The organism is Mesonia sediminis (genome assembly GCF_042684705.1).
In the GTDB taxonomy this organism is placed as follows: domain Bacteria; phylum Bacteroidota; class Bacteroidia; order Flavobacteriales; family Flavobacteriaceae; genus Mesonia; species Mesonia sediminis.
Window position 1 is genome coordinate 350,559 of record NZ_JBHULZ010000041.1, and the last position, 14,303, is coordinate 364,861.

The following is a 14,303-nucleotide window of genomic DNA, read 5'->3' on the forward strand; positions in this document are numbered from 1 at the left end:
TTACAACCATGTTTATATTCAATATTACCGTTAATATACAAGAAGATATTCAAGAAGCCTGGGTAGACTGGGTTAAGCATACTTATATGCCGCGAATGCTGAGCTTAGACACGTTCTCTAAAGCGGTAATGACTAGAGTTTTAGTAGAAGAAGAGATGGGGGGTTATACCTACTCAATTCAGTATACTGTACCAAACAAAACAAAACTAGAATCATTTCGTGCTAAAAACAAAAATCCGCTTGGCGAAACCCCAATGCTATTTAAAGATAAATTTGTGTACTTTACCACTGAGCTTCACATAATCGATGAACAATGAAAAAAAAGCAGCCAAATAGAAAAAAAGGGCAATCACGTGCGCAACACGCGGGGGTAAAAGCCAAAAAACATTTGGGACAACACTTTCTCAAAAGTGAAGAAACAGCCCTAAAGATTGCTCAAACGCTTGAAGCTGCAAATTATGATCTAGTTGTAGAGATTGGACCAGGAACAGGGGTTCTAACCAAACATTTGCTAGAGCGCAACTTAAAAGTGTTAGCATTAGAAATTGACCGGGAGTCTATTGCTTACTTAGAAGCAGGCTTTGGCTTAAATCACCCCAATTTACCTCTAAAAAATTTTAGCGTTAGCGAGCAAGACTTTTTAAAAGCCGATTTAGCCACCTTGAATCAGGGCAAGGAAATGGGCATAACAGGCAATTTCCCCTATAACATATCTACCCAAATCGTTTTTAAGGTATTAGAGCAACGCCAATTTGTACCCGAATTTTCAGGTATGTTTCAGAAAGAAGTTGCACAACGCATTTGTGCAAAACCCGGTAGCAAGGTGTATGGTATTTTATCGGTTTTAACACAAGTGTTTTATGAAACGCAATACTTGTTTACCGTGCCTCCAGGTGTATTTAATCCGCCACCCAAAGTAGATAGCGGCGTCATGCATATGAGTCGAAAAGAAAATCAAGAATTACCAGTTAGTGAAAGTTTATTGTTCAAAGTGGTAAAGCAAGCCTTTCAACAGAGAAGAAAAACCTTGCGTAACAGCCTAAAAAACTTTCAGTTGTCAGATACTTTACGTGAAGAAGCTATCTTTAATAAAAGACCAGAGCAATTACATTATACAGAGTTTATAGAATTAACGCAAAAAATAGCTATAGATGCAGTTTCAAATCAGTAAAGAATTAATCGCAAAGATAGAAGAGTGGGTGCAGGCGCAAAACAGCGCCGAGCTGCGCTTGTATCTAGAAGAGCTTCATCACGCGGATATCGCAGAGATACTAGAAGAGTTAGATCTAGATGACGCTACTTATGTGATTAAAATTCTTAATACTGATAAAACAGCCGAAGTTTTAATGGAACTCGATGAAGACGATCGAGAAAAAATTCTAAATAATCTTACGGCAGAAGAAATTGCTGGCGAGCTGGAAGAAATGGATACCGATGACGCTGCAGATATTGTAGCCGAACTGGACCAAAACCTAAAAGAGGAGGTTATTGGTCATATCCAAGACGAAGAACACGCCGATAATATTGTAGAGCTTTTACGCTATGATGAAGACTCTGCCGGAGGACTCATGGCCAAAGAGTTAGTAAAAGTAAACGAAAACTGGAGTGTTACAGGCTGTATGAGCGAAATGCGAGAACAGGCCGAGTATGTAACCCGAGTACACTCCATCTATGTGGTTGATAACAAAGATCGTTTAAAAGGTAGGCTTTCTTTAAAAGATCTTTTAACCGCACCTAGTGACGCCCAGATAAGTGATGTTTATATTGATAAGGTAGATTTTGTTAGTGTGCATACCCCTGGTGATGAAGTGGCTAGAATTATGCAAAAATATGACTTAGAAGCTATACCTGTGGTAAATGAAATGGGAAAACTAGTAGGTCGCATCACCATTGATGATATGGTTGATTTTATTAAAGAAGAAGCCGAACGGGATTACCAAATGGCGGCTGGTATCTCTGAAGATGTAGAGTCTAGCAGTAGCATTTGGCAGCTCACCCGCGCTCGCCTGCCCTGGCTTATTTTGGCCTTGGCAGGCGGATTTATAAGTGTAGAAGTTTTAGGTACTTTTGATAGCGCCATGGAAAAGCATGGAGAGTTATTCTTTTTTGTGCCCTTAATTGCCGCTATGGCAGGTAACGTGGGAGTACAATCATCTGCCATTGTTTTGCAAGGCTTGGCCAATAATAGTCTAAGAGGTTCATTGTTGAACAGGCTATTAAAAGAGATTGGTTTAAGTTTATTAAATGGTGCAGTTTTAGCCATTTTACTAATTGGTGGCGGAATGCTACTACTTGGTTTAAATTTTGAGTTCGGACTCACAGTGGGTGTCTCTCTGGTTTCGGTGATTATTACAGCTTCTTTAATAGGTACCTTTGTCCCCATTATCTTAGAAAAACAAGGTATAGATCCAGCCATGGCAACCGGTCCTTTTATAACTACAAGCAATGACATCTGTGGTATTTTAATTTACTTTAGTATTGCTAAACTTATATTAGGCTTTTAAATATTTCCTTTACGGATTAAATACTGCTCTAAAAATTATTTAAGCGAATCGATATTATGAAACCTATTCCATTTTTTGATACTTTACTTGTAAAAAGTGATGTGATAGACAATTTGAACCATGTAAATAATGTGGCCTATCTTCAATGGGTGCAAGATGTTGGTGAAAAACATTGGAAGGCTACGGCACCCAGGCATATTCAAGAACATTACGGTTGGGTAGTGCTTAATCATTATATAGAATATAAAAAACCTGCCTTCTTAGGAGAGGAGATTTACCTGAAAACTTGGATCGCCAATTATGAGGGTGTAAAAAGTGAAAGACGCACAGAAATTTATGCTAAAAAAGATATGGTTTTATTGGCCCAAGCCAAAACCCTTTGGTGCCTTATAGATTTAAAGAAACAAAAGCCACAACGCATAATAGAAAGTATAACTCAACCTTTTTTTGATTAATTATGTATAAAGTTTTACACTTAGACCGCAACCACCCTTTATTGATTAAAGAATTAAAAGCCCATGGTTTTATAAATCATGAAGATTATGATTCGCCAAAGCAAAGTATTCAAGAAAGTATTGCACAATATGATGGAATTATTATTCGTAGCAGATTCAGTCTAGATAAAGCATTTTTAGAAAAAGCTAAAAATTTAAAATTTATAGGAAGATTAGGAGCAGGCCTAGAAAATATAGATGTAGCTTACGCTGAAAAGAAAGGTATTAAATTGTTTTCGGCACCTGAAGGAAATCGAAACGCGGTGGGAGAGCACGCGTTAGGTATGTTGTTGAGCTTATTCAATCATTTAAATAGAGTAGACGCTCAAGTGCGGCAAGGAATATGGAAACGAGAAGCTAATAGAGGAATCGAGTTAGAAGGGAAAACAGTGGGCATAATTGGTTACGGAAACATGGGAAAGGCTTTCGCTAAAAAGCTAAGCGGTTTTGATTGTGAGGTGATTTTTCACGATATCCAATCTGGTTTATCAGACGATTTTGCGGCTGAGGTTAGTTTAGAGGAATTGCAAAGTAAAGCTCAGGTTCTAAGTTTGCACACCCCGTTAACCGCTAGTACAAAAAATATGGTTGATGCTGCATTTATTCAGAAATTTCAAAATCCGTTTTGGTTGATAAACACCGCAAGGGGTAAATCTGTAGTTACAGAAGATTTAGTCGAGGCCTTAAAATCGGGAAAAATTCTAGGAGCAGGCTTAGATGTATTGGAATATGAAAAATCTTCTTTCGAAAATTTTTTCAATGAAGAGGAACAGCTGCCCGAAGCTTTTCAATACCTTATCCGAGCAGATCAAGTTTTATTGAGTCCGCATATCGCAGGCTGGACACTAGAAAGCAAGCTTAAACTGGCACAAGTTATAGCGAATAAAATAATAGCCAATTTTTAACAAAAGAATTACGATAAAAATTTATAATAGGTAATTATGGGCACTAAGGCAGAAACACCAGAGGCTTATATAAAAAAAGCCCCTGAAGAGAGGCAAGAAGCCTTAAAAAAACTTCGGCAGGTAATTAATGATAATTTACCAAAGGGCTTTGAGGAAGGTATGCAATATGGTATGATAGGATATTATGTGCCGCACAGCATTTATCCAGATGGTTACCATTGTAACCCAAAAGAACCGCTTCCTTTTCTAAGTTTCGCTTCACAAAAAAACTCCATCAACCTCTATCATTCTGGGATCTATGCAAAAGAATCTTTAAAAGATTGGTTTGTTGGGGAGTATGGCAAGTATGTAAAAACTAAACTAGATATGGGTAAAAGTTGCATACGATTTAAAAACCTAAAGCAGATTCCATTTGGTTTAATTGCTGAGTTGACGCAAAAAATGACAGTGAATGAATGGATAACTCTATACGAAGAAAATATAAAAAAGTAAAAGCAGACCGGTTTAAGACTGCTTTTACAATAATATTAAACTTAATGCTTTTTTTAAGCGTAATCAACTTGTTCTAAGGCTAATGGAGTCGCTAATTCTCCGTTTAGAATTTCAAAGGTTTTGTTTTTTAGCATATTAGGAGGCAAGCTGTCTACTAAAACTTGCGCCACGTCTTTTCGTGAAATTTCGCCGTATTGGTTTAATTTTTTTTCCGCCTTAATTTTATTGGTTTTCTCAGCATCGGTAAGTGCTCCTGGTCTTACAATGGTATATTCTAAGAAGCTAGCTTGTAGATGCTCATCAGCCTTTTGCTTTGCTTTAAGATAATGTTCTAGCTCTTTGTTTTGTTCTGGATTATCGGCACCCATAGAGCTTAACATCACGAACTTTCTTACTCCCGCGGCTTTAGCTCTGTCGATAAGATTTATGGCGCCATTTTGATCTACTGCTGTTGTCTTATCTTTTCCTGTTTTGCTTCCAGAACCGGCTGCAAAAATAACCCGATCTATTTCTTGTACGGCTGGTTCTAGATCGCCTTCTAAATCTCCTAAACGGGTTTCCACCTGCATACCATCAAAAAATGCTTGTTGTTCTTGCTTTCTTATTAATGCAATGGGCGAATAATCTTGATGATTTTTTAATAAAGCAACAATCTCTCTGCCTGTTTTTCCGTTAGCTCCTGCCACTAAAACTTTTTCTTGTTTCATTTCTTTTTTTTATTTAAATGTAGCAAGAAACGCACGTAATTATATTAATATTTATTTAAATAACAAGGCTTTAACAAAGAAGCTAAAGCATGTTAAAAAACTTTGCTTGCCAAAAACTGCTGCACCTTATAAATATCTATTTTCTTGTTGAATTGCTTACTAATAGAAGCTTGTTGCTCGCTGGAAATCCAGATTTTGAGTTCTGCATCCAAATCGAAAGTACCCGCAGTTTCAATCGAAAACCGAGAGATGCTTTTGTAGGGGATACTTAAATATTCTCTTTTGCTACCGGTTAAACCTTGAATATCTATTAAAATTAAGCGCTTATCTGTAAATATAAAAGTGTCACGCACAAGTTTGAAGCCTAGTTCAACCACTTCATTGCCAACTAGTAATTGTTGGTATTTTGCTGTTAGAGTATTGGTATCTATCTCACTGGCATTGCCAAGCAATTTATTAAATAGGCTCATTTTGATCTTTATTTATTTTTTGTTCAAGTTCTAGTTGCAATTCTTCCATCACTGGTTTTACGGTGCTCTCTGGTAAATCGGCAATACGAATGTACATCAGCCCATCTACCGAATTATTGAATAAAGGATCAACGTTAAAAGCGGCAACACGTGCATTCTGTTTGATGTATTTTTTTATGAGTACCGGCATACGTAAACTATCGGGTTCGAGTTCATCAATTAGCTTGTCAAACTTGTTTAAATCAGCTTGACTGGCATCAAAAACAAAGTCTTTGTCGGCGTCTTTTAATTTCACTTTATACTCCTTCTTAGGTCGAATATATTGAGCCACATAGGGATCATAATAGTGTGATTTCATAAACTCAATCATCATCGATTTTGAGAAGTCCGAAAATTTATTACTGATACTTACGCCACCAATTAAGTATTTGTGTTCGGGGAATCTTAATGTACAGTGCACTATTCCTTTCCAAAGTAAGAAAAGCGGCATAGGTTTTTGTTGGTACTCTTTGACGATAAAAGCGCGGCCCATCTCTATAGATTCGCTCATCATTTTATGTAGTTCTGGCTCAAAGCGAAAAAGTTGCTGCAGATAAAAGCCATTTATTCCATGCTTAGGGAAAATTTGAGCACCAAAACCCATTCTATAAGCGCCTACAATTTTATGGGTTTCGTTGTCATACAAGAAAAGATGATGGTAATAGTCGTCAAACTCATCTAAATCTGTAGATTTATTTGTGCCTTCGCCAATGGCTCTAAATGTGATTTCGCGTAAGCGTCCAATTTCTTTTACGATATTGGGAATGTCTTTTCTTTCGGCAAGAAATACTTCATAATTTTTACTAATTAGCAAACGCTTTTCGTTTTCTTGGCAAAAGTTAATTTCTTTTTGCATTAACACCTCTGAGGTTTCTTTAGCGATTGCTTTGGGAGCTCGGGCAGGAAATTTTATTTGTTTAGGGATGTTTTTTAATAAACTCCTTTTGTCATCAAACGCACTGGAAAGCATGTAGGTTTTCTTGCGCAAAAAGAGGGTGAAATCTTCTAGGTTAGGGTAGGCTTGTTGTTGTTCTACACTAATAGGGTTGCCAATGCGAACTTTTATTTTTCGGTGTTTTTGACTCAGCATTTCACCTGGTAATTTTGCTGTTCTAAGGCTATCGTTTAATTTAGATAGGCGGTAAAAACTTGCACTGTTTTTGGCATGAAAATAAACAGGAACTACAGGTACACCAGATTTCTGAATTAATTTCATTGCCTCTGGTAGCCATTCTCTGTCTACTATAGAGTTTTCTTCTTTTTGAGTGCTTACCTCACCAGCGGGAAAAATACCTAGACAGTTACCGTCTTTTAAATGCTGTATGGCTTCCTTTAAACCGCTAAGACTTGATTTGATGTCTTTGCGCGTTTCAAAAGGATTTACAGGCATAATGTAAGATTTTAAAGGCTTTAATCGATGCAATAAAAAATTAGCAATAACCTTATAGTCGTCTCGCTTTTGTATAAAGGTATGTAGCAAAATCATACCATCTATACCGCCAAGTGGGTGATTTGAAATGCTTATAAACGGACCTGTTTTTGGGATTCTTTTTAAATCCTTTTCAGGAATTTCAAAATCGATTTCTAGATGTTTTAGGCTAGAATCTAAAAAGTCAAACCCGTCGAGATGCGAACGATCGTCGTAAATTTTATTTAGCTTATTTATTTTGGTAATTTTCATTACCCCAGCCCCTATAGCTGTACCTAAAACGCCAAATCTTTTTAGATTAAGGCCATTGGCAACTTCTTTTGCGGTAACAAATCCCATGTGCTATAAGTTTAAAGCAAATATAAATGAATAATCACTTGCTAAGTTATAAATTTTCGTGAACAACCAATTGTGCCGTTTCTCGCGTCACTTGTTTTAGAAGAACCACCTTATCTTTTTCGGTTGCTTTTATTGCCTCTGGCGTAGCGTGGCGCAAGGTATATAATTTAACACCTTTATTAAAACTTACCCTGAATCGTTTTTGTAAATTTTCGATTAATAAATCAAATTTTTTGAATTTGTTATCTATAACTACAGAAAAGCTTATGGCTGAATTTTGAATAAGATCTACCTTGGTTTGAAAAGCATGAAACAGAGCAAAGACCTCACTCATATTTTGCTCTACAAAGAATGAAAAGTCTTTGGTGGCAATGGATAGTAATATGAGATCATCTTTTACAATAAAACATGGTACTTGAGGTACAATTTTAGGACCGTTACTAACCTTTGTTCCTGGTAAAGTTAAATCATAAAATGAGCGCACCACTAAAGGAATCTCTTTTCTTTGAAGCGGCTGGATAGTTTTAGGGTGTATCACAGAAGCCCCGTAAAAAGCTAACTCTATAGCTTCGTTGTAATTGATTTGGTTTAATTGTATGCTGTCTTTAAAAATACGAGGATCTGCATTGTAAACACCGCTAACATCTTTCCAAATACTTACCTCTTTAGCATTTAGGCAATAAGCAAAAATGGCAGCAGAATAATCACTTCCTTCTCGGCCCAAGGTGGTAGTACAATTATTGGTAGTCGATGCGATAAACCCCTGAGTTATAAATAACTCGTTGGGTTTGATGTGATGGTTGATATTTTTTTGTGTGATTTCCCAATTCACCTGAGCGTCGCGATAGGTAGTATCGGTTTTAATAAGTTTTCGTGCGTCTATCCAATTGTTTTTTATTTCTTCTGAATTAAGGTAAGCGCTTATTATGGCTGTACTTATTAACTCACCAAAACCAATAACTTGATCATAAACAAAATCGTAATCTTGAGATGAATTTTCCTCAAGGAAACTCGTTAACTCTTTCCAATATTGGTTTAAGGTAGCAAAAATTGGGTGGTTTGTATTGGCAAACAAATTCTGAGCAATCTGAGCATGAAAATTTTTAACCTCAGTTAAATCGATTTTATTGAACTCAAAATAGTTTTGGATTACCAATTCTAAAGCATTAGTAGTTTTACCCATTGCCGAAACCACAATCAGTTTATCCTTGGTGCCGGTTTTTTTGAGTATTTCAACCATATTCTTGACGCCAGCCGCCTCTTTTACAGAGGCGCCGCCAAACTTAAATATGATCATTTGGCTAAGAAGTTTTTTATAGATTTTTCGTCAAACTGCACGGTATTCCATTCGGTCATTATGCTAGCTCCTGTACTTTTGTAAAATTCAAGCGCATTGGTATTGTAATCGCCCACTACCCATTCTACTCGTTTTACACCTTGGTCTAGAGCAAAACGCATCACTTGTTTATACAGCAGCATACCAATACCTTTACCACGATAATTTTCATTTACAATAAGATCTTCTAGATGTACGGTTTTTCCTTTCCAGGTAGAGTATCTATAGTAAACTAAAGCCATGCCAACCACTTGGTCATCCGCCTCAGCTAAAAAACAGGTAAACATTTTTTGATCGCCAAAACCATCCTTCTTTAATTGCTCTTCGGTCAAAATTACTGCATTTGGTTTCTTTTCGTGAGCCGCTAATTCATTGATTAATCGCAGTACACTTCCCATATCTTCTTTGGTTGCTCTTCTTATGCTTGTTTCCATAGTTTTTATTTTGATTTACACAAAAATAGCGATTACAAAGTCTTTTTTCTATTTTTGCGACATAAAGTCAACAAAATGGTAAGAAAAAACCAAACCCTGGGGGAGTTCATAATTGAAAACCAGGCTGAGTTCAAGTACTCATCGGGAGAATTATCTCGATTAATAAATGCAATTCGTCTAGCGGCAAAGGTAGTTAATCACGAGGTGAATAAAGCGGGTCTGGTAGACATTACTGGGGCGGCGGGTGAAACCAATATCCAGGGTGAGCAACAGCAAAAACTAGATGTTTATGCCAACGAAAAATTTATACAAACCATTACCAATAGGGAGATAGTTTGTGGTATTGCTTCTGAAGAAAACGATGATTTTATTACCATTCAAGGACAGAATAAAGACAACAATAATAAATATGTGTTGTTAATGGATCCGCTTGACGGAAGTTCAAATATTGATGTGAACGTATCTGTAGGAACCATATTTTCTGTGTACCGCAGGGTGACCCCAATGGGACAACCGGTAACGAAAGAAGATTTTTTACAACCAGGTAATCAACAAGTAGCTGCAGGATACATTGTTTATGGTACCTCTACAATGCTTGTGTACACCACGGGGCACGGGGTAAATGGCTTTACTTTAAATCCGGCTATAGGTACTTATTATTTGTCGCATCCTAATATGCGTTTTCCTAAAACAGGAAATATTTACTCGGTGAATGAGGGGAATTATGCACAGTTTCCTCAAGGGGTAAAAGATTATATAAAATACTGCCAGGCAGAGGAAGGAGATAGGCCTTATACTGCTCGTTACATAGGCTCTTTGGTCTCAGATTTTCATCGGAATATGATTAAGGGTGGTATTTATATTTACCCTAAAAGTAAAAAGGCAACAAAGGGTAAATTAAGATTGCTATATGAGTGTAATCCTATGGCTTTTATAGCCGAACAAGCAGGAGGCAAGGCAAGTGATGGCTTTACGCGAATCTTAGATATACAGCCAGAGAGTTTGCACGAAAGAGTACCTTTCTTTTGTGGAAGCGAAGAAATGGTGAATAAAGCAGAAGAATTTATGCAAAAAGCAGAATAAAGTAGGAGTCCTACTTTATTCTCTTTCTAATAGATAAAGGTAGTCATCAAAAGATAACTTGCCGCCTAAAATAGCGATAGATCGCTTGATGATGGCTTTGGAGTCTTCTGAAGAAAAACCTAAGGCAATACCATAGCGTTTCATCATAAAAGCTTCCTGTTCATCCATTTCGTGATCAGCAAAAACCAGTGTGAGTAAATCGTACAAACGTTCTAAACGTTTAACCTTGGTATTAGGTGCTGTAAATGGGATGTTTTCAGGGTTTTTTAAGATAAGCTTATATTCTTCTTCGTTTACATCAAGTTTTCTAGCCAAACGCTTTAAAACCGCTTTTTCTTCATCGTTTATTTCACCGTCTACAGCGGCTAAACGTACAATAGAAGCAAAATGGCTAATGTTTCTGCTATGTGAACCTGAATCGAATAAATCTGAAAATGACATAGTTTGTTACAATTTAGACTACAAATATAGTATAATATCGCCATAACTTTAATGCTCAATTCAAGCTTATTTTTGTTGGCTTAGGCATTTTTTTCTTGACGGAATTAATTAATTTAACAAAGTCAAAGCCGTACAATCTTATAGTCAAGCCACTTCATATTTTTAGCTTGTTCATTATCAGGTTAAACAAAAATCCTTAATTTCGCAATTTATTTTGAAAGACAGCGCCATGAGTAAAAATTTTACCGAATACAAGCAACTGGATTTACCAGTAGTAGCACAAGAGATACTGAGCTATTGGAAAGAAAATCAAATTTTTGAAAAGAGTGTAAGTACCAGAGAAGGTAATCGGCCTTTTGTTTTTTTTGAAGGTCCGCCCTCTGCCAATGGTTTACCAGGGATTCATCATGTTATGGCGCGAAGTATTAAAGATATATTTTGCCGATATAAAACACAAAAGGGTTTTCAGGTAAACCGTAAAGCCGGCTGGGATACCCACGGTTTGCCCGTAGAGTTAGGGGTAGAAAAAGAGTTGGGCATTACTAAGGAGGATATCGGTTCTAAAATTTCTGTAGAAGAATATAACCAAGCCTGTAAAAATGCCGTGATGCGCTATACCGATGTTTGGTCAAAACTTACCGAAGAAATGGGCTATTGGGTAAATATGGATGATCCTTATATTACTTATAAGCCTAAATACATGGAAACCGTGTGGTGGTTACTGTCTGAAATTTATAAAAAAGGACTTATATACAAAGGCTATACCATTCAGCCTTACTCACCAAAAGCAGGGACAGGTTTAAGCTCACATGAGCTAAATCAGCCTGGTACTTATCAAGATGTTACCGATACTACGGTAACGGCACAGTTTAAAGCTATAGCAAGCAGTCTTCCTGCCGATTTAGCCAACTATGAAAACCTGTACTTTATAGCTTGGACTACCACTCCTTGGACACTCCCAAGTAACACCGCACTTACAGTAGGTCCAAAAATTGAGTATGTAGTGGTTAAAACCTACAATCAATACACATATGAGCCAGTTAGCTTAGTAGTTGCCAAGAATTTGGTGAATAAGCAATTTGATAAAAAATATGTTGGCGTTGAAGATGAGGAAGCTTTGGCTAATTTTCAACAAGGAGATAAAAAAATACCTTATTTGGTAACCAACACTTACCTAGGTAAAGATTTAGTAGGTATTCGTTATGAGCAATTGCTACCCTATGCACAACCTTATGAAACTCCAGAAAATGCCTTTAGAATTATTGCAGGTGATTTTGTGACCACAGAAGACGGTACAGGTATTGTACATACCGCGCCCACTTTTGGAGCAGATGATGCGCTGGTGGCCAAACAAGCTAATCCGCCTGTGCCTCCTATGTTGGTGCTAGATGAGCAAGAGAATTTAGTGCCTTTAGTAGATTTACAAGGTAAATTTAGACCCGAGATGGGAGAATTGGCAGGAAAGTATGTAAAAAATGAATATTATACCCCCGAAGAGGCCCCCGACAAGTCGGTTGATGTTGAAATAGCCATTAAGCTTAAAGAAGAAAATAAAGCCTTTAAGGTAGAAAAGTATGTGCACAGTTACCCAAATTGCTGGCGTACAGACAAACCTATATTATACTACCCTCTAGATTCTTGGTTTATAAAAGTAACCGAGGTAAAAGATCGCATGCACCAATTAAATACTACCATAAATTGGAAGCCCGCTTCGACCGGTGAGGGTAGGTTTGGTAATTGGTTAGCCAATGCCAATGACTGGAACTTATCGCGCTCGAGATATTGGGGTATTCCGCTACCTATTTGGCGTACAGAAGATAAGAGAGAGGAGATTATTATTGGTTCTATAGAAGAGTTGAAAGCCGAAATGAAACGCTCGGTAGAAGCTGGTTTTATGGATAAAGATGTTTTTGAAGATTTTGTGGTGGGCGATATGAGCGATGCCAATTACGATCAAGTCGATTTACATAAAAATGTGGTCGATAAAATTGTATTGGTTTCGGCAAGTGGCAAGCCAATGAAACGCGAAGCCGACCTGATAGATGTTTGGTTTGACTCTGGAGCTATGCCTTATGCCCAATGGCATTATCCGTTCGAAAATAAGCAAGCCACCGAAGCAACACTAAGAAAAGCCGACTTTATTGCCGAAGGGGTAGATCAAACCCGAGGTTGGTTTTATACCTTACACGCCATCGCTACCATGGTTTTTGATGATGTAGCCTATAAAAATGTAGTGTCAAACGGCTTGGTGTTAGATAAACACGGACAAAAAATGTCTAAGCGATTAGGCAATGCTGCAGATCCGTTTGAGACGTTATCTACTTATGGTCCAGATGCCACGCGATGGTATATGATAAGCAATGCCAACCCTTGGGATAATTTAAAATTTGACCTCGAAGGTATCGCAGAGGTACGTCGCAAGTTTTTTGGAACCTTGTACAACACCTATTCTTTTTTCGCGCTTTATGCCAATATAGACGGGTTTACCTATAAAGAACAGGAGGTTCCTCTAGCCAAAAGACCCGAAATTGATCGTTGGATATTGTCTGAGCTAAATAGCTTAATCAGAGAAGTAGATACTTATTACGCTAGCTACGAGCCTACCAAGGCTGCAAGGGCAATTTCAGATTTTGTACAAGAAAATTTAAGTAACTGGTACGTGCGTCTATGCCGAAGAAGATTCTGGAAAGGTGAATACCAAGAAGATAAAATATCGGCTTACCAAACCTTATATACTTGTTTATTAAAAGTGGCCCAAATAGCGGCACCGATAGCGCCATTCTATATGGACAGACTTTACAAAGATTTAACAGCGGTTTCACTAGCAGATACGCCAGAAAGTGTACATTTAAGCACATTTCCAGCGTCTGATGCGACTATGATTAATCAGGCACTTGAAAATAGAATGAAAAAGGCACAAGTAATTTCTAGTTTGGTGTTATCATTAAGAAAGAAAGAAATGATAAAGGTAAGGCAGCCACTTCAACGCGTGATGATTCCTGTATTAGACGAGAGCGTTAGAGAAGAAATATTGGCGGTACAAGACCTAATCAAATCTGAGGTAAATGTAAAAGAGATTGAATTGATTGATGACACTTCGGGAATATTGGTTAAAAAAATTAAACCTAATTTTAAAACCCTTGGACCTAAATTTGGAAAAGAAATGAAGGCTGTTGTGGCTGCTATTAGTAGCCTTGAGGCGGATAAAATTGCCAAATTAGAAAAGGAAGGTGAAATTAATTTAGAAGTTAATGGGAAATTAACTATTTTGCAGCTGAATGACGTAGAAATCACCTCAGAAGATATAGAGGGCTGGTTGGTTGCTACGCAATCCGGTTTAACCGTAGCGCTAGATGTGCATATTAGTCCAGAACTTAAACAAGAAGGAATCGCCAGAGAGCTGGTGAACAGAATTCAAAACTTGAGAAAAGATTCTGGATTTGAGGTTACCGATAAAATTGAAGTAAAAATACAAAAAGACGGACTGGTCGAGCAGGCTGTCTTAGCTAATGAATCTTATATTAAAAACGAAACACTCACAGCAAAACTCGAACTTGTTGATGAGATTAAAGATGGGTTAGAAGTGAGCTTTGACGATGTAAACACCCGTCTTGCTGTAAAAAAATAAAA

At 37.3% G+C, this 14,303-nt stretch carries 14 protein-coding genes; 8 read left to right on the forward strand and 6 right to left on the reverse strand.

Going from position 1 to position 14,303, the window contains the following annotated elements:
• The first annotated feature begins 8 nt into the window (after positions 1 to 8).
• From ACFSQ0_RS09625 to ACFSQ0_RS09650, 6 genes are read left to right on the forward strand one after another with little or no spacing between them, the layout of a single operon-like run.
• Entirely contained in the window at positions 9 to 317 is a 309-nt protein-coding gene (locus ACFSQ0_RS09625) for a DUF4286 family protein (protein WP_147861733.1), read from the forward strand.
• Positions 314 to 1,171 carry a 16S rRNA (adenine(1518)-N(6)/adenine(1519)-N(6))-dimethyltransferase RsmA gene (gene rsmA / locus ACFSQ0_RS09630; protein ID WP_379047514.1) on the forward strand — a complete coding sequence of 286 codons (858 nt, stop codon included), beginning with the start codon at positions 314 to 316 and terminating at the stop codon, positions 1,169 to 1,171. The genes ACFSQ0_RS09625 and rsmA overlap by 4 nt, the downstream gene beginning before the upstream one ends.
• On the forward strand, positions 1,152 to 2,504 hold the full coding sequence (gene mgtE, locus ACFSQ0_RS09635; protein WP_379047517.1) for a magnesium transporter: 1,353 nt from the start codon (positions 1,152 to 1,154) through the stop codon (positions 2,502 to 2,504). The genes rsmA and mgtE overlap by 20 nt, the downstream gene beginning before the upstream one ends.
• A 56-nt stretch (positions 2,505 to 2,560) precedes the next feature.
• Positions 2,561 to 2,959: an acyl-CoA thioesterase gene (locus ACFSQ0_RS09640; RefSeq protein ID WP_379047520.1), complete on the forward strand. Its 399-nt coding sequence runs from the start codon at positions 2,561 to 2,563 to the stop codon at positions 2,957 to 2,959.
• A 2-nt stretch (positions 2,960 to 2,961) separates the two neighbouring features.
• The gene (locus ACFSQ0_RS09645; RefSeq protein WP_379047523.1) at positions 2,962 to 3,903 is read left to right on the forward strand and encodes a 2-hydroxyacid dehydrogenase; all 942 of its coding nucleotides are present in this window, start codon (positions 2,962 to 2,964) and stop codon (positions 3,901 to 3,903) included.
• Positions 3,904 to 3,939: 36 nt separating this feature from the next.
• Complete coding sequence (locus ACFSQ0_RS09650; RefSeq protein WP_379047526.1) at positions 3,940 to 4,395, forward strand: DUF1801 domain-containing protein; 456 nt, start codon at positions 3,940 to 3,942, stop codon at positions 4,393 to 4,395.
• Between the two features lie 53 nt (positions 4,396 to 4,448).
• On the opposite strand, the gene ACFSQ0_RS09655 is transcribed toward ACFSQ0_RS09650, so the two are convergent.
• The 5 genes from ACFSQ0_RS09655 to ACFSQ0_RS09675 all read right to left on the reverse strand — a co-directional run bounded on the left by ACFSQ0_RS09655 (position 4,449) and on the right by ACFSQ0_RS09675 (position 9,149).
• Complete coding sequence (locus tag ACFSQ0_RS09655) at positions 4,449 to 5,102, reverse strand: SDR family oxidoreductase (RefSeq protein WP_379047529.1); 654 nt, start codon at positions 5,100 to 5,102, stop codon at positions 4,449 to 4,451.
• A 92-nt stretch (positions 5,103 to 5,194) separates the two neighbouring features.
• Positions 5,195 to 5,572, reverse strand: a complete 378-nt coding sequence (locus ACFSQ0_RS09660; RefSeq protein WP_379047531.1) for a PH domain-containing protein — start codon at positions 5,570 to 5,572, stop codon at positions 5,195 to 5,197.
• Entirely contained in the window at positions 5,559 to 7,379 is a 1,821-nt protein-coding gene (locus tag ACFSQ0_RS09665; protein WP_379047534.1) for a GNAT family N-acyltransferase, read from the reverse strand. The genes ACFSQ0_RS09660 and ACFSQ0_RS09665 overlap by 14 nt, the downstream gene beginning before the upstream one ends.
• 46 nt (positions 7,380 to 7,425) lie before the next feature.
• A complete protein-coding gene (locus ACFSQ0_RS09670; RefSeq protein WP_379047537.1) occupies positions 7,426 to 8,676 on the reverse strand; it encodes an aspartate kinase in 1,251 nt (416 codons plus the stop codon).
• Positions 8,673 to 9,149, reverse strand: a complete 477-nt coding sequence (locus ACFSQ0_RS09675) for a GNAT family N-acetyltransferase (protein ID WP_379047540.1) — start codon at positions 9,147 to 9,149, stop codon at positions 8,673 to 8,675. Before ACFSQ0_RS09675 ends, ACFSQ0_RS09670 begins: the two co-directional genes overlap by 4 nt.
• A 75-nt stretch (positions 9,150 to 9,224) precedes the next feature.
• Between ACFSQ0_RS09675 and fbp the strand changes: the two genes are divergently transcribed.
• On the forward strand, positions 9,225 to 10,232 hold the full coding sequence (gene fbp / locus ACFSQ0_RS09680; RefSeq protein ID WP_379047542.1) for a class 1 fructose-bisphosphatase: 1,008 nt from the start codon (positions 9,225 to 9,227) through the stop codon (positions 10,230 to 10,232).
• A 15-nt stretch (positions 10,233 to 10,247) separates the two neighbouring features.
• Here the strand turns inward: fbp and ACFSQ0_RS09685 are convergent, their stop codons facing one another.
• Entirely contained in the window at positions 10,248 to 10,673 is a 426-nt protein-coding gene (locus ACFSQ0_RS09685) for a TerB family tellurite resistance protein (protein ID WP_379047545.1), read from the reverse strand.
• A 229-nt stretch (positions 10,674 to 10,902) separates the two neighbouring features.
• Here ACFSQ0_RS09685 and ileS point away from each other — a divergent pair, with 229 nt between their 5' ends.
• Positions 10,903 to 14,301 carry an isoleucine--tRNA ligase gene (ileS, locus tag ACFSQ0_RS09690; RefSeq protein ID WP_379047548.1) on the forward strand — a complete coding sequence of 1,133 codons (3,399 nt, stop codon included), beginning with the start codon at positions 10,903 to 10,905 and terminating at the stop codon, positions 14,299 to 14,301.
• The last annotated feature ends 2 nt before the right edge of the window (positions 14,302 to 14,303 follow it).